We start from the raw sequence: 13,331 nt of genomic DNA on the forward strand, positions 1-13,331 counted from the left end.
GTTGCACATGCCGAACTAAACGAGCGATAACTTCGGCTGGGAGGCTGCATCTTTTTCGCAGGCCTTGCGTCATCACAAGTAGACATCATTCTTGTGAGGTTTCCATGCAAAGCCCCGTCCAGGCCGCCCCGAGTCCTGCCCCCGCGGTTCAACCCGCCGCCTGGCGCGCCTGGATCGTGCCTGTGCTGTTCGTACTTGGCTGGGCGGCGGCGTACAGCCAACTCGAACCGGGTACCGACGCCTTCATGCACGGGCTCTCGGCCGTGACCGGCTTGTCACCGGCAGGACACCTTTACAGCGCCGTGGCCTTCTTTGTCTTTGAGGTGCCCAAGGTGCTGATGCTGCTGGCGCTCATCGTGTTTGTCGTTGGCGTGATCCAGACTTTTTTCACCCCCGAGAAGACCCGCTCCATCCTGGCCGGACGCCGTCAGGGCGTGGGCAACGTCATGGCTGCGGCGCTAGGCATCGTCACTCCGTTCTGTTCCTGCTCGGCCGTGCCGCTGTTCATTGGCTTTCTCACCGCCGGTGTACCGCTGGGCGTGACGTTCTCGTTCCTGGTGTCCGCGCCCATGGTCAACGAGGTGGCGCTGGCGCTGCTGCTGGGCATGTTCGGCTGGAAGATCGCGGCCATCTATCTGAGCCTGGGTCTGGCGGTGGCGATTGCGGCCGGACTGGTGATCGGGCGCATGAACCCGGTGAACCTGGTTGAGCCGTGGGTGTTCGACATGCCCGCGGTGCAGGGTGAGGAGGGGCGGCTCGTCTGGCAGGCCCGCTTCGCCCAGGGCTGGGCCCATGTGCGCGACATCGTGCTCAAGGTCGCTCCCTACATCCTGGCAGGCGTGGGCGTGGGCGCGTGGATCCACGGCTATGTGCCGCAGGACTTCATGGCTCATCTCATGGGCAAGAGCGCCTGGTGGTCGGTGCCTCTGGCCGTGCTCATGGGCGTGCCGATGTATTCGAACGCGGCGGGCATCATCCCGGTGGTGCAGGCCCTGCTGGGCAAGGGGGCGGCACTGGGCACCACCCTGGCTTTCATGATGGCAGTGACTGCGCTGTCGCTGCCCGAGTTCATGATTCTGAAGAAGGTGATGAAGCCCAGACTCATCGCGCTGTTCGCCGGCGTGGTGTCGGTGGGCATTGTCATCGTCGGCTATGTGTTCAACGCGGTGATGTGACGCTTCTCACATCGGCATTTCCTCTCTCAACTCTAGGAGACTCGTATGACCGTCAATCGCATGGTGAGCATCATGGCAGGGTTCATGGTGCTGCTCAGCCTGGTCCTGGCGCAAATCACGCAACAGATCGACCTGTTCCGCCCCACCTGGCTTTGGCTGACGGTCTTCGTCGGCCTGAATCTGTTCCAGATGGGTTTCACCGGTTTTTGCCCCGCAGCCCGGATTTTCAAGGCGCTGGGCCTGAAGGAGGCGACCAGTGCCTGCGGCACCACCTCGCCGGGCAAGGGCTGCTGCTGAGCCGCGCCTTGCTCACCCCTCGATCCAAAGGAGATCTCATGCTGAACATCAAAATCCTCGGCACGGGCTGTGCCAACTGTAAAAACACCCAGAAGCTGGTCGAGGACGTGCTCGCGGCCAAAGGTCTGCAGGCACAGGTCGACAAGGTCGAGGACATTCCCTCCATCATGCAATACGGCATCATGCGCACGCCCGGCGTGGTCATCGACGGCAAAGTGGTGCACAGCGGCGGCATTCCCAGCCGTTCGCAAGTGGAAGGCTGGCTCGTCGGCTGATGGCGCTTCTCTCTTAACCAACCCAGAAACCTCATGAACAAGACCCTCTTCGCCCTGGCCCTGGTCGCGGGCAGCGTGGTGGCTGCAGCCGCCCATGCCGACTCGTCCACGTGGACACAAAAAATCATCACCCCCGAAGTCGCCCTCAAGGCGGCCCAGGCCGCCAAGGCCGAATGCGCCAAGCGGGGCTGGCAAGTCGCCGTGACGGTGACCGATCCCTCTGGTTTGCCGCTGGTCATGCTGCGCGACCGCTATGCCGGCTGGCACACGGTCGAGGCGGCCGATGGCAAGGCACGCACCGCCGCCAGCTGGCGGCAGGCGACCAGCGCGGTGGCGGTCGGCCTGAACAGGCCCGACTCGCCCGAGCAGGCGATCAAGTCGCTGCCCGGTGTGGTGATGGTGGGAGGCGGCCTGCCGATCGATGCCGCGGGGCAGATGGTGGGCACCATCGGCGTATCGGGAGCGCCGGGCGGAGCGAACCACGACATTTGTGCCAAGGCTGGGCTGGATGCCGTGGCCGAAGATCTGGCATTCTGACGGTGCAGCCCACGCCTCGCACGTGGGCTCCTTGAGACTTTTGAGAACACCCCCATGCCCTTCACGCCCTTCCCTGTCGCCCACGAATTCCACATGAGTCTGCGTGTGGCCGATCTTGCGCGCAGCACGACGTTCTACACCGCCTTCTTCGGCCTGCCGCCCAAAGACGGCACGGCCCGCTACAGCACTTTTGTCGTGCCACATCTGCACCTTAATCTGGTGCTGCTGGTCAACGACCGTGGCCAGGCGCTGGACACCTACAGCCTCTACCACCTCGGACTGGGCGTGGCGGGCAAGGCGGAGGTCATCGCGGCACACCACACCGCCGTGGCTGCAGGTGCCGAAATCGTCAAGCCGCCGCGCACCACCTGGCGCGGCACGCCGTTGCACGAACTGTGGCTGCGAGACCCCAGCGGCTATCTGATCGAAATCTATGCCCGACTGAGCCCGGACGAACTCGCCCAGATGCCCGCCGACCAGGAGCCCGTTTTCCTGCTGCCCAACAACTGAGACCCACCATGACCGCTATCCGCATCTATCACAACCCGCAATGCGGCACGTCGCGCAATGTGCTGGCGCTGATACGCCACGCCGGCATCGAGCCCGACATCGTGGACTATCTCAAGACGCCGCCCGACCGCGCCACCCTGCTTGCCCTGATGTCGGCCCTGCAGATGTCGCCCCGGCAACTGCTGCGGCGCAAAGGCACGCCCTTCGAGGCGCTCGGCCTCGACGACACCACACTGACGGACGATGCTCTGGTCGAAGCCATGATGGCCCATCCCATCCTGATGGAGCGCCCCATCGTCGTCTCGCCCAAGGGCGTCCGGCTGTGTCGTCCGTCAGAAACCGTGCTCGAGCTGTTGCCCGCCGGGCCGCTGCCGCCCTTCAGCAAGGAGGACGGCGAGGTGGTGATCGGCGAAGACGGCCGACGCGTCGGCTGATCCGCGCGTTCACCCCGACGCCTGGCCGCGATGCAACTGCCCGTCGCGCAGCACCACCACCCCTTCGCGTTGCAACACGGCCAAGGTGCGGTAAAGCGCCTCGGGCGTGAGGCCGAGTTCGTCGGCCCAGTCCTTGCGCAGGGCGGGCAGCGCGAGCACGCCGTCCCGGCCTTCGGTCTCCAGCGCATGCAGCACCCGCTCGCGTGCCGTGTGCAAGGACAGGCGCTCGCAGCGCAGGCGAGCGTCGCGCAACTGCTGCGCCATCCGCCCCGCCCACCACAGCGCCAGGGCGTTCGATTCGGCCATGGTCGCCAGCAGGGGCGCCCGGGCGAAGCTCCAGGCCAGTCCATCCTGCGCCACCCAGGCGTCGCAGTGATACGCCGGAGCCTGCAGACTGGCCTCGGCCAGAAAGCCCTGGCGCACGCGCTGCAGCACGATCAGCCGACCATCGGCCGAAGCACGCTGCAGGCGCACCTCGCCCCGCTCGATCCAGAACACGCGCTCGGGAGCCTCACCTCGCGCGAACACGGTTTGCCCGGCCTGCAGACGATGGGGACGGGCCAGGGCGCGCAAGGCAGGTGGCCAGTCTGCGGGGGCATCGGCGGCTTCCCCGCTCCATACGGCTGACATGATTGAAATCATGGACAGATGCTAGCCCCGGGCCTCACCATGCGGTGTTGCCGTCAACCCTATCCATCTTTATCTCTCTCCCCGTTTGTCATGACCCCAAGTGTCCTTTTCCAACGCCTGACCCTCGCCTGCCTCGCCGCCGGCCTCGGCATGCCCCTCGCCCAGGCACAAACCGCAGCGCCCATGCCGCACGACATGGCGCAGCACGGCATGCCTCAACATGCCATGCCACCTGCCGCGGTGACCCAACAAGCCGCACCCAAGGCCGACGATCGCAAGGCCGTGCACTTTCCCGCCGCCGCAAAACGCGCGACGCTTGCCGAGATGCGCGCGCACCTGCAGGCACTGGGCGACATTCAAATGGCCCTGTCCAGGAATGAATACGAACTCGCCGCACGGCTGGCCGAAAACAAGCTCGGGCTGAGTTCCATGCATGGCGACATGTACGACTCAGCCCGCTACATGCCCGCCGGCATGCGCGAATTGGGTTATGCCATGCACCAGAGCGCCAGTCAGTTCGCGGTGATCGCACAGGACGCCAGCGTCAGCGGCGATCTGCGTCCCGCGATTGCCGCCTTGGCCAAAGTCAACCAGAACTGCGTGGCCTGCCACGCAGCCTACAAGCTGAAGTAGACCCGTCCAGGAAGCCCACCATGTTCCAGACCCTAGCCAAAACATTCGCAACCCTCGCCCTGGCGGCCGCGGCCATCACCGCGCAGGCCAGCGTGCTGCAGCCCGTGAAAGTCGCCGACAACATCTACGCCCTCGTCGGCCCTCTCGGCCAGCGCGACGCGGCCAATGCCGGCGACAACGCCACGTTCGGCGCCATCGTCACCCCCGACGGCGTGATTCTCATCGACAGCGGCGCTGGCAACGCTGGCGCCCAACTCATTGCCAAAGCGCTGCATACCGTCACCGACAAGCCGGTGCGGTGGGTGATCAACACGGGAAGCCAGGACCATCGCTGGCTAGGCAACGCCTGGTTTGCCGCACAGGGCGCAAAAATCATCGCGCTGGCGACAACCGTCGATGTCGAGCAGGCCAACGCTGAGAAGGAAATGCAGTCGCTCAAAATGCAATTCGGCGTCAACGCTGAAGACTTCAAACCCCTGACCAGCCCAGATCCGCTACCCGGCAATGAAGCCAAGCTCACCCTCGGCGGCGTCTCACTGGAGCTGCGCCACTTTGGCACCGGACACTTCCCCGGCGATGCCGTGGTGTGGATGCCCAGCCAGCGCATTGCCTTCAGTGGCGATCTCGTCTTCGTAGACCGCATGCTCGGTGTGCTGGACAACGGCAGTCGCGTTGATCAATGGGCACAGACTTTCAAGACGTTCGCCTCCACCCTCAAGCCCGAGATCATCGTTCCCGGCCACGGCAAGCCTTGCAGCCTGGCCAAGGCGCAGGCTGAAACCGGCGACTATCTCGACTGGCTGGTGCGCGAGGTCAAACCCGCCGCAGAGAGCATGGACGATCTGGAAAAGACCGTGAACCGCGTCGCGGCAGCAACGCCCGAGGCGTTTCTCAAGCTCAATAACGCCGAGGGCATCAACAAGAAGAACATCAACCGCACCTACCTGGAATTCCAGATGCAGTAAGCCAACGGCACGGGTGGCATCAGATGCCCAGAGCGTCCAGCTCCTGGTAGGCGTTGCGCAGCCAGGTTTTCACCCGCTGGCGCTCCAGAAGACCCATGTCGTGCACAACGGCGCTGTGCGTAGCGGCCCAGAAGCTGCTGCTGGCGGCGTCGATCTTGATCATGGCGGCTTCGTGCAGCCGCCTGAGCGGCATGATGCGGGCGCCCAGATCCAGGGCTCGCTGCTTCTGGCCCGACTGCTCCAGGATGCCGAAGTCGTCACCGCGCAACTGGTTGAGCACCAGCACGATGTCCAGGCGTGCGCCGAAGCGGTCGAGCAGTGTGCGCAACAAATCGACGGAATCGCGGCCCGAATCCATCACGTGCCAGTAGCGGATTTGCAGGCCAAGTTCGGGGGCGAGGTCGAGCAGGCCGGAATCCTCCATCCATCGCTCCAGCGCCGCCTGCGTTTGCGCGGCCAGATCGACGAGCACGCGCCGTTCCGGCTCGGCTAGGGCGGCTTCGACGAGGCCATCCAGACTCTCGTAACGATCGACCACCACAGGCGAGGTGTAGTCGGCATAAAAGCGCAGCAGCGCTCCGTGAGATCTGTCCGAGTCGAAGCCGACAAAAGGCAGGCCATGATCAATGCAGTACTGAGCCAGCAAACGCGCCATCAGCGACTTGCCGACGCCGCCCTTTTCACCGCCAATCAGGTGGATCCAGCGCATCTTCATCTCCCGAATATCTGCCGCACAGCGGCCGTTGATTAACACCGATGGCGCAGCGGCACGGCGTCAAGCCACCCACTGTTGATCGCGCTGCGACATCGCCTGCTGCGCACACGCAAAATGCGTGCCCCGCCTGACCTGCCTCATCGCCTGGCGACATGCGGCGGCGCCGATGCCGCCACGAGCAGATCCCGGGCATGGCAGGTGCGATTGCGGCCCAACTCCTTGGCACGGTAGAGGGCCAGATCGGCCTGATCGAGCAGTTTGTGCATCAGCGAGAGATCCTGGGGATAGCTCGCCAGCCCGATGCTCACGGTCACCGCGGGCATGCCGAGCTCGCCCTCCCAGTCTTTGGCTTCGAGCGCGGCATGAATGTCGGCCGCGATGGCGTCGGCCTTCTCGCGGTCGGCGCCGGGGAAAACCAGAATGAACTCCTCGCCGCCCGAACGGTAGAGGTAGTCGCAGGTGCGCACGGTTTCGCGCAGCAGCATGGCCACCTGGTGCAGCACCTCGTCGCCCTGCGCATGACCGAATCGGTCATTGACCGATTTGAAGGCGTCGATGTCGAGCACGCCCAGACTGAGCTGTTCACCCGTGCGCTCGGAAAGTGCCATCTGGTGGCTGAGGAAGGCCATGCCGGCGCGGCGATTGGGGAGCTGGGTCAGATCGTCGATGCTGGCCAGTTTCTCCAGGCGCAACTCCAGCAGCTTGCGATCGGTGACGTTCTGCACCATGCCGACCACCCGCGTGGGTCTGCCCTGGGCATCGCGCTCGCAGACCTGCCCGCGATCGTGCACCCAGATGTCGTGTCCGTTGCGGTTGCGCAGCCGGTACTCGGCCTCGAATCGCATCAGGCGCCCGCGCAGATGCTGTTCGATCAGCGACATCACCTGATCCCGATCATCCGGATGGATGTTGCGCTTCCAGGTATCGACATGCGGGGCCATCTCATCGGGACCGTAGCCAAGCATGCGCTTGAGCTGCGGGCTGAAATAGACCTCGTCGGTGCGCATATTCCAGTCCCACAGACCATCCATCGCCAGGTTGAGCGCGAAGCGCAGACGCTCGTCCTGCGTACCGGCCGGCCCCTCCAGGCTCATGCGTCGGCTGATGTCGCGCGCCACCGAAAGAAAATACTCGCGCCCGCCCAGGGTGAATGCGGTGGTGTTGACTTCCACCGGCACTTCGCCGCCGTCTTTGTGGCGGTGCCGCCCCAGGAAGGTGTAGCACGATGCCCCTCGGATGACCCCGGCAATATCGGCCCACTGCGGCAGACCCGTCACGTCCATCTGCAGGCTGAGCACCGAGTGATTCAACACTTCGCCCGACTCCAGACCGAGGCTGGCATGGGCACTGGGGTTGCACCACAGAATGTTCGAGGTGATCGGGTCGAGCAGGTAGACCGCATCGGCCATGTTCCCGAACAGCACCCCCAGTGAAGGCAGACCCTCTTGCAACGCACACCTCATGATGATCGCTTGAACAGGACATCCCGGCATGAACGCGGCACGTCGGCCCGGGATAGCCTGACGATCAGCTTGCAGCCTCGCCTTGGCGGAGCACAAGTAACCCAGTGTAATCGGCGCCGCCTGCCGCTGGACTTCCTCTCCAGAGGTATCGCTTGTGACGGTTGGTGAGCAGACCTTGCGCCGTCGGCGCGAAAGCCTAAGTTGAATGCATCAGTCCGTGCGAATGCACGGATTCACCAACGGGATTCATCATGGGCACAAAACTCTATATCGCGGGCCTTGCGGTGCTGCTCGTCGTCTGTCTGGCCATCGGTTTCGACATGGGCTACAGCCATGTCTTCGCGGCCGGCGCCCATCACGTGCCGGATCAGAGCGTGGCGCAGGTTCCGCCAAGCGCGGCGAGCACGCCGGCGCACTCGGGCTGAAGCAGGGTCAAGCCGGAAAGACGCCCGTGCTGAGATAGCGGTCACCGCGGTCGCAGACCACGAAGACGATGGTGGCGTTCTCCACCTCGCGGGCTATGCGCAGCGCCACTTCGCAGGCGCCCGCCGCGCTGATGCCGCAGAACAGGCCCTCCTCGCGCGCCAGCTTGCGCGCCATATTCTCGGCTGCGGCCTGGCTGACATATTCCAGCCGGTCGACCCGCTGCGGCTCGTAGATTTTGGGCAGGTATTCCTGCGGCCATTTGCGGATGCCCGGAATGCTAGACCCCTCCTCCGGCTGGGCGCCGATGATCTGCACCGCGGGGTTCTGCGACTTGAGATAGTGGGATACGCCGGTGATCGTCCCGGTGGTGCCCATGGCGCTGACGAAGTGGGTGATCCGGCCGAAGGTATCGCGCCAGATCTCGGGCCCGGTGGTCTCGAAGTGCGCGCGCGGGTTGTCGGCATTGGCGAACTGATCGAGCATCAGTCCCTTGCCCTCGCGCTGCATCTGCTCGGCCAGGTCGCGGGCATACTCCATGCCGCCGCTCTTGGGCGTGAGCAGCAGCTCGGCACCGAAGGCCTTCATGGTCTGGGCGCGCTCGATGCTGAGATTCTCGGGCATGATGAGCACCATGCGGTAGCCGAGAATCGCGGCGGCCATGGCCAGCGCAATGCCGGTGTTGCCCGAGGTCGCCTCGATCAGGGTATCGCCGGGCTTGATGGTCCCGCGCTCCTGGGCGCGGCGAATCATGGAGATCGCCGCGCGATCCTTCACCGAGCCCGCGGGATTGTTGCCTTCGAGCTTGCCAAGGATCACATTGCCGCGCCGCGCGTTGTCGGCACCGGGAACACGCTGCAACTGCACCAAGGGTGTGTTGCCGATCACCTCGTCGATGGTGAGGTAGTGCATCAAGATCTCCTGATTGGAATGGCTGGTGCTGCGCGACGGGCCTCAGCCCTGCCCGGCCCCCCGGCCGGGCATGTCGAGGGCCGAGAGATCGAGTGCGGCCGCACGCCAATGGCGCTGCGCCTGGTCCTCGCGCTCGATGCCTTCGAGCAGATGCGCCAGCGCGGCGTGAATCTGGCCCCGAAGGCGGCCTTCGTCGTCGCTGCAGGCCTGAATGGCCTTTTGCAGATGCTGCTGCGCCTTGCCCCAGAGCTGCAGTTCGGCGCATGCGGCCCCCGCGAGGAAATGGGCCTGGGCCTCCTGCGGCCAGCGTCCGAGCCATTGTTCGGTCTGGGCCACGAATCCGGCATCGATGCCCGACAGCATGCCGCGCAGGGAGGGCATGAACAAGCCCGGCTCTGCCTGCGCGCGGTTCAGGGCCGCGATGAGCAAGGCTCGCGCCTCGTCGAGTGCCTGGGCTGCCGCGAAGCCGCGAGCGGCGGCAACCACCAGGGCCGGATCGCCGCGCTCCTGTGCGGTGAGCTGACTCCAGGTGCCGCGCAAGATCTGCGGATCGTCGCCCGCCTGCCGCAGAAGGCCGGTTGCCGCGGTGTGCAACATGGCCTGGGCCGCCGCCGAATGCAGCGCGCCATGCTTGAGCAGGGTCCGCGCCAACCGCAGCACGGCCTTGTGATCGGACAGCTTGCGCGCGGCCTGAAGCTCGATGCGCAGGGCGTGCGTGCGCCGCTGCACACCGGCGGGCAGCGCGCGCAACTGCGCCAGCGCCTCGCGCGGCTGTTTCGCGTCGAGTTGCCACTGCGCCTGCAGCAAAGCCGCCGCATCCTGCGCCTGCGGCGGCAGCTGGGCCAGATAGGCGTCGCGCCGGTCATAGGCCTGGAGCTGCTGGGCGGACTGGGCGGCGGTCATCAAGGCCGCCGCCGCGAAATCTTCAAACTCGGCTGCGCGCTGCGCGGCACGCTCGGCACGGCGGAATCGACCGCCGAAGTAGTCGTACATGCCGTTGTGCAGCGCCTGGGCGGCCAGCCGCAGGCGCCGCCGCGCACGGAACTCGGCCGCTGCCCGGGGCATACCGAACAAAAGAGCCAGCCCGCGCAGCATCAGATGGAACACGACGAAACCAAGCAGCACCAGCACGACCGCAAAGTTCAGCGAGATGTCCAGCCGCCAGGGCGGCAGCAGCACGGCAATGTTGCCGGTGTTGAGCGTGGTGCCCAGCGCCACCAGGACCGCGGCCGCCGCCAGGATCAAGACCCAGAAGAGCCAACGCATCAGGGCGCCCCGCTGTCCAGGGTGGAAAGCACCGCCAAGGATTCGAGATTGGCCGCAGGATTGGCCGAAAGATCAAGCTGCGAGGCCTGCCGGGCCAGGGACAGGGCCTGCACCATGCGCGGCTGACGCCTGTCGAAGTAGGTTTTCAGCGCCTCGTCGATCCCTCGCATATCGCTGCGATAGGCCACGGCGTTGCGCGAAAGCAGATCGAGCCTGGCGTTGAGAATGCGCAGCTTGAGGTTTTCGCGCAGAAATTCACCCTGCTCCGGCGACGCCAGAAGGGCGTCGCGCGAATCGACGCGGGTGACGCCGAACAACTGCACCAGCGACGTGCGGAACCGCTCGAACCATGCCCCCATCCAGGGCGCCCAGCGCGGACCCGCCGCCGACGCCGAGGCCGCACCGACAGGCGCCGCGTCGGGCGCGTGCGCCTCGTGCAGGGGAGCGGCCGAGGAAATCAATCGCAGATCATCGACCAGAGCGGCCAGATCGTTGAGCTTGTGGGCCGCCGCCGCGATGTCCGGGGTGACGGCGCTGCGCAGTCGGGCGAGATCGGTCTGCACCGCGCGCCGAAGAATCTGGGCTTTGGGATTGGGCGATCGCGCCAGCCGTGCGTCGGCGCTTTGCAGCGTGGCGATCAAGGGCTGCACATTGCCGACCAACTGCGCCTGCTGCTGCGCCAGCGCGATGAGCTGGCCGGTCTCGGACAGTCGCGCCTGATCGCGGCTCTTGGCGAAGTCTTCGTACAGCGCCTCCAGAGCCTGGCGCTGCGCGGCGAAATCCTGCTGGCGCGATTCCAGCACGGCGATCCGTGCGGTCAGATCGCGCACGGAATCGCTGGCCTGCCTGGTGAGCGTCTTGGCCTCGATGGCATTGGTCGTAGCTGCCTGCAGCCGCTGGGCGATTTCAGACTGGGTGGCATACAAGCGGCTGTTCAACCACGCCGCCATGACCACCAGCCCGATGATAAGGGCGACGAGCACCGGCCACACCCAGCGCGCGCCGGGCAGGCCTGCGATCGCCGGGTGAGCGCCCGAGGTTGAGGGCGTATCGGCGAGGCTGGCCGGCGCAGGCGTCACGCGCTCGGCGGGCGCCGTGCCGACCGCCGAGGAAGGCTCTGCCGCGGAAGGGGTGCTGGACTCAGTCATGCAGGCATTCTAGGAGTGTGGCGGGCTGGAGGCCTCCAGACGCTGCAGTGCGGAAAGGACAGCTTCGGGCGGCGCGCGGGTCAATTCCACGCGACCGAAGCCTGCGCTCTGCAGCGCCTGGGCGATGCGGCCGTGAATCGCCAGCGCCCGCTGCTGCTGCAGCACGGCGGAACCCAGCCCCGCCTGCTCCAGCAAACGCTGCAGATTGCGTACGGCCTCGGACGATGAGAACAGCCACCAGCCGCCACAGCCGAGCGCCTTGCGCAGCTGACCGGCGGTGTGGGCGTCATACTCCGGTGCCAGGCGGCTATAGGCCTCGACGACCCTGACCTTGGCGCCCGCCGATTCGAGTTGGTGCTGCAGCAGATCGCGCCCCGCACCGCCGCGGAAGATGAGGACATGGCGTCCTGCCCAAGGAAAGGTGCTTAGGGGTCCGGGAGGGAAAGCCAGTTGAAGCGCGTCCCACAAAGCCTCCGAATCGCCCTCTGCGCCAGATGCCTCACCCGCCTGCGGAGCGATCAGCCGGGGCCAGGGCGCATCTTCCGGTTGCGCCGTCAGGGCCCGGCGCACGGCGGCCAGACTGCCCTCCCCCACGACGCCGATCGCGCAGCGCGCAGGCCAGACGCCCTGCAGCGCCGCAAAGACCGCCGCCACCGCGGTGGGGCTGACCGGGATGGCCAGATCGGTCTGCGGAAGCGCCGCCAGCGCGGCATGAAATCGCGCCAGATCCGCGGGCGGACCGATGTGCTGCAGAGGAAAATCCAGCAGCTCCACCCCTGCGGCGGCGAAACCCAGCGTCGCCGTGCCCGCGTGCGACGGCACGCGCGTGAAGATCAGCGTGGTGTTGAGCATGGGCGCCACGCCAGCTTTTGCCGTCAATGGGCGCCGAGCTGCGCCAGCAAGGCGTCCGCACCCTGGTCGTGCAATTGCTGGGCCACCTGCTGGCCGAGCGCTTCGGCCTGCGACGCCTCGCAGACACGGGCACGCGACGTCGCTCGCAAAGCCCTGCTGCCGTCGGGCAGCCCGAGCACGGCGCGCAGCACCATGTCATCACCTTCCAGCGTGGCATAGGCCCCGATGGGCGTGGTGCAACTGCCGCCCAGGCCGCGCGACACCGCGCGCTCGGCATGCACGCATAGCGCGGTGGGCGGGTGGTTGAGCGGGGCCAGCGCCTGCACCAGGTCGGGCCGGTCGGCGCGAATTTCGATGCCCAGCGCGGCCTGACCGACGGCGGGGAGCATGTCCTGCGTCTCGATGACGGCACGCACCCGCTCGCCCAGGCCCAGCCGCTTCAGTCCGGCCGCGGCCAGAAGGATGCCGGCATACTGCCCTTCATCGAGCTTGCGCAGCCGTGTATCGAGATTGCCGCGCAGCGCCTGGACCTGAAGGTGGGGATAGCGCGCCCGCAGCTGCGATTCGCGCCGCAGACTGGAGGTGCCGACCACGGCGCCTGCCGGCAGCTCAGCCAGGCTCGCATGGCGCGGGCTCACCCAGGCGTCGCGCGGATCTTCGCGCTCCATCACCGCCGCGAGCGCGAAGCCCGGCGGCAGCACCATGGGCACGTCCTTGAGCGAATGCACCGCGAGGTCGGCGTGTCCCTGCTCCATGGCGACTTCGAGCTCCTTGACGAACAACCCCTTACCGCCGATCTTGGCCAGGGACTTGTCGAGAATCTGGTCGCCTTGCGTGGTCATGCCCAAAATCCGCACATCACATTGGGGATACAGGCCGCGCAGCCGGTCGCGCACATGCTCGGCCTGCCAGAGCGCCAGGCGGCTTTCGCGCGAGGCAATGACAAGCGATTGGGGAGGGGTGAAGGTCGTGGAAGTCATGCGCCGATTCTAGGGCGACGCTGATCAAGTTCTCGTGATGGCGCGCCTGTGCGCGGGAGGGGATGCAAGGCGCAAACCACAGCCCTAGCCCAAGCTAGGGCGAGGATTTGCAACGC

Annotated in this window: 17 protein-coding genes; 9 read left to right on the forward strand and 8 right to left on the reverse strand. The window is 66.1% G+C overall.

Annotated features, from left to right (window positions below):
* Nucleotides 1-104 precede the first annotated feature (104 nt).
* The 6 genes from BVH73_RS01260 to arsC are packed head-to-tail and all read left to right on the forward strand — an operon-like array spanning nt 105 to nt 3,228.
* Nucleotides 105-1,175, forward strand: a complete 1,071-nt coding sequence (locus tag BVH73_RS01260; RefSeq protein ID WP_079415400.1) for a permease — start codon at nt 105-107, stop codon at nt 1,173-1,175.
* A 45-nt stretch (nt 1,176-1,220) separates the two neighbouring features.
* Complete coding sequence (locus BVH73_RS01265; protein WP_079415402.1) at nt 1,221-1,472, forward strand: YgaP family membrane protein; 252 nt, start codon at nt 1,221-1,223, stop codon at nt 1,470-1,472.
* 38 nt (nt 1,473-1,510) lie between these two features.
* On the forward strand, nt 1,511-1,747 hold the full coding sequence (locus BVH73_RS01270; protein WP_079415404.1) for a thioredoxin family protein: 237 nt from the start codon (nt 1,511-1,513) through the stop codon (nt 1,745-1,747).
* A gap of 33 nt (nt 1,748-1,780) precedes the next feature.
* Complete coding sequence (locus BVH73_RS01275; RefSeq protein ID WP_079415406.1) at nt 1,781-2,284, forward strand: GlcG/HbpS family heme-binding protein; 504 nt, start codon at nt 1,781-1,783, stop codon at nt 2,282-2,284.
* Between the two features lie 54 nt (nt 2,285-2,338).
* Nucleotides 2,339-2,794 (forward strand): VOC family protein, encoded by a 456-nt coding sequence (locus BVH73_RS01280; RefSeq protein WP_079415408.1) that lies wholly within the window; start codon nt 2,339-2,341, stop codon nt 2,792-2,794.
* 8 nt (nt 2,795-2,802) lie between these two features.
* Nucleotides 2,803-3,228 carry an arsenate reductase (glutaredoxin) gene (gene arsC, locus BVH73_RS01285; RefSeq protein ID WP_079415410.1) on the forward strand — a complete coding sequence of 142 codons (426 nt, stop codon included), beginning with the start codon at nt 2,803-2,805 and terminating at the stop codon, nt 3,226-3,228.
* Between the two features lie 9 nt (nt 3,229-3,237).
* On the opposite strand, the gene BVH73_RS01290 is transcribed toward arsC, so the two are convergent.
* Nucleotides 3,238-3,858, reverse strand: coding sequence for a Crp/Fnr family transcriptional regulator (locus tag BVH73_RS01290; RefSeq protein ID WP_169836730.1), 621 nt, complete (start codon nt 3,856-3,858; stop codon nt 3,238-3,240).
* Between the two features lie 90 nt (nt 3,859-3,948).
* Here BVH73_RS01290 and BVH73_RS01295 point away from each other — a divergent pair, with 90 nt between their 5' ends.
* Nucleotides 3,949-4,491 (forward strand): hypothetical protein, encoded by a 543-nt coding sequence (locus BVH73_RS01295; protein ID WP_154048385.1) that lies wholly within the window; start codon nt 3,949-3,951, stop codon nt 4,489-4,491.
* Between the two features lie 20 nt (nt 4,492-4,511).
* On the forward strand, nt 4,512-5,456 hold the full coding sequence (locus BVH73_RS01300) for an MBL fold metallo-hydrolase (RefSeq protein ID WP_079415414.1): 945 nt from the start codon (nt 4,512-4,514) through the stop codon (nt 5,454-5,456).
* A 19-nt stretch (nt 5,457-5,475) separates the two neighbouring features.
* Here BVH73_RS01300 and BVH73_RS01305 read toward each other — a convergent pair whose 3' ends face one another.
* Both BVH73_RS01305 and BVH73_RS01310 read right to left on the reverse strand, forming a co-directional pair.
* Nucleotides 5,476-6,165: a P-loop NTPase family protein gene (locus BVH73_RS01305; RefSeq protein ID WP_079420216.1), complete on the reverse strand. Its 690-nt coding sequence runs from the start codon at nt 6,163-6,165 to the stop codon at nt 5,476-5,478.
* A gap of 143 nt (nt 6,166-6,308) precedes the next feature.
* On the reverse strand, nt 6,309-7,634 hold the full coding sequence (locus BVH73_RS01310) for a GGDEF domain-containing protein (protein WP_079415416.1): 1,326 nt from the start codon (nt 7,632-7,634) through the stop codon (nt 6,309-6,311).
* Nucleotides 7,635-7,885: 251 nt separating this feature from the next.
* On the opposite strand from BVH73_RS01310, the gene BVH73_RS15635 reads away from it, so the two are divergent.
* Nucleotides 7,886-8,059, forward strand: a complete 174-nt coding sequence (locus BVH73_RS15635; RefSeq protein WP_154048386.1) for a hypothetical protein — start codon at nt 7,886-7,888, stop codon at nt 8,057-8,059.
* Between the two features lie 7 nt (nt 8,060-8,066).
* On the opposite strand, the gene cysM is transcribed toward BVH73_RS15635, so the two are convergent.
* From cysM to hemC, 5 genes are read right to left on the reverse strand one after another with little or no spacing between them, the layout of a single operon-like run.
* Nucleotides 8,067-8,969 (reverse strand): cysteine synthase CysM, encoded by a 903-nt coding sequence (gene cysM / locus BVH73_RS01315; RefSeq protein ID WP_079415418.1) that lies wholly within the window; start codon nt 8,967-8,969, stop codon nt 8,067-8,069.
* 42 nt (nt 8,970-9,011) lie between these two features.
* Nucleotides 9,012-10,235, reverse strand: coding sequence for a heme biosynthesis protein HemY (locus BVH73_RS01320; protein ID WP_079415420.1), 1,224 nt, complete (start codon nt 10,233-10,235; stop codon nt 9,012-9,014).
* Entirely contained in the window at nt 10,235-11,383 is a 1,149-nt protein-coding gene (locus BVH73_RS01325; RefSeq protein ID WP_079415422.1) for a uroporphyrinogen-III C-methyltransferase, read from the reverse strand. Before BVH73_RS01325 ends, BVH73_RS01320 begins: the two co-directional genes overlap by 1 nt.
* Nucleotides 11,384-11,392: 9 nt before the next feature.
* A complete protein-coding gene (locus tag BVH73_RS01330) occupies nt 11,393-12,235 on the reverse strand; it encodes a uroporphyrinogen-III synthase (protein WP_079415424.1) in 843 nt (280 codons plus the stop codon).
* Nucleotides 12,236-12,258: 23 nt separating this feature from the next.
* Complete coding sequence (hemC, locus tag BVH73_RS01335) at nt 12,259-13,215, reverse strand: hydroxymethylbilane synthase (protein WP_079415426.1); 957 nt, start codon at nt 13,213-13,215, stop codon at nt 12,259-12,261.
* Nucleotides 13,216-13,331: the final 116 nt, after the last annotated feature.

Source organism: Thiomonas intermedia (assembly GCF_002028405.1).
Classification (GTDB): domain Bacteria; phylum Pseudomonadota; class Gammaproteobacteria; order Burkholderiales; family Burkholderiaceae_C; genus Thiomonas; species Thiomonas intermedia.

Coding starts and splice junctions, on each gene's coding strand:
- BVH73_RS01260 (WP_079415400.1), top strand. CDS start 105: ATGCAAAGCCCCGTCCAGGCCGCCCCGAGTCCTGCCCCCGCGGTTCAA.
- BVH73_RS01265 (WP_079415402.1), top strand. CDS start 1,221: ATGACCGTCAATCGCATGGTGAGCATCATGGCAGGGTTCATGGTGCTG.
- BVH73_RS01270 (WP_079415404.1), top strand. CDS start 1,511: ATGCTGAACATCAAAATCCTCGGCACGGGCTGTGCCAACTGTAAAAAC.
- BVH73_RS01275 (WP_079415406.1), top strand. CDS start 1,781: ATGAACAAGACCCTCTTCGCCCTGGCCCTGGTCGCGGGCAGCGTGGTG.
- BVH73_RS01280 (WP_079415408.1), top strand. CDS start 2,339: ATGCCCTTCACGCCCTTCCCTGTCGCCCACGAATTCCACATGAGTCTG.
- arsC (WP_079415410.1), top strand. CDS start 2,803: ATGACCGCTATCCGCATCTATCACAACCCGCAATGCGGCACGTCGCGC.
- BVH73_RS01290 (WP_169836730.1), bottom strand. CDS start 3,858: ATGTCAGCCGTATGGAGCGGGGAAGCCGCCGATGCCCCCGCAGACTGG.
- BVH73_RS01295 (WP_154048385.1), top strand. CDS start 3,949: ATGACCCCAAGTGTCCTTTTCCAACGCCTGACCCTCGCCTGCCTCGCC.
- BVH73_RS01300 (WP_079415414.1), top strand. CDS start 4,512: ATGTTCCAGACCCTAGCCAAAACATTCGCAACCCTCGCCCTGGCGGCC.
- BVH73_RS01305 (WP_079420216.1), bottom strand. CDS start 6,165: ATGCGCTGGATCCACCTGATTGGCGGTGAAAAGGGCGGCGTCGGCAAG.
- BVH73_RS01310 (WP_079415416.1), bottom strand. CDS start 7,634: ATGAGGTGTGCGTTGCAAGAGGGTCTGCCTTCACTGGGGGTGCTGTTC.
- BVH73_RS15635 (WP_154048386.1), top strand. CDS start 7,886: ATGGGCACAAAACTCTATATCGCGGGCCTTGCGGTGCTGCTCGTCGTC.
- cysM (WP_079415418.1), bottom strand. CDS start 8,969: ATGCACTACCTCACCATCGACGAGGTGATCGGCAACACACCCTTGGTG.
- BVH73_RS01320 (WP_079415420.1), bottom strand. CDS start 10,235: ATGCGTTGGCTCTTCTGGGTCTTGATCCTGGCGGCGGCCGCGGTCCTG.
- BVH73_RS01325 (WP_079415422.1), bottom strand. CDS start 11,383: ATGACTGAGTCCAGCACCCCTTCCGCGGCAGAGCCTTCCTCGGCGGTC.
- BVH73_RS01330 (WP_079415424.1), bottom strand. CDS start 12,235: ATGCTCAACACCACGCTGATCTTCACGCGCGTGCCGTCGCACGCGGGC.
- hemC (WP_079415426.1), bottom strand. CDS start 13,215: ATGACTTCCACGACCTTCACCCCTCCCCAATCGCTTGTCATTGCCTCG.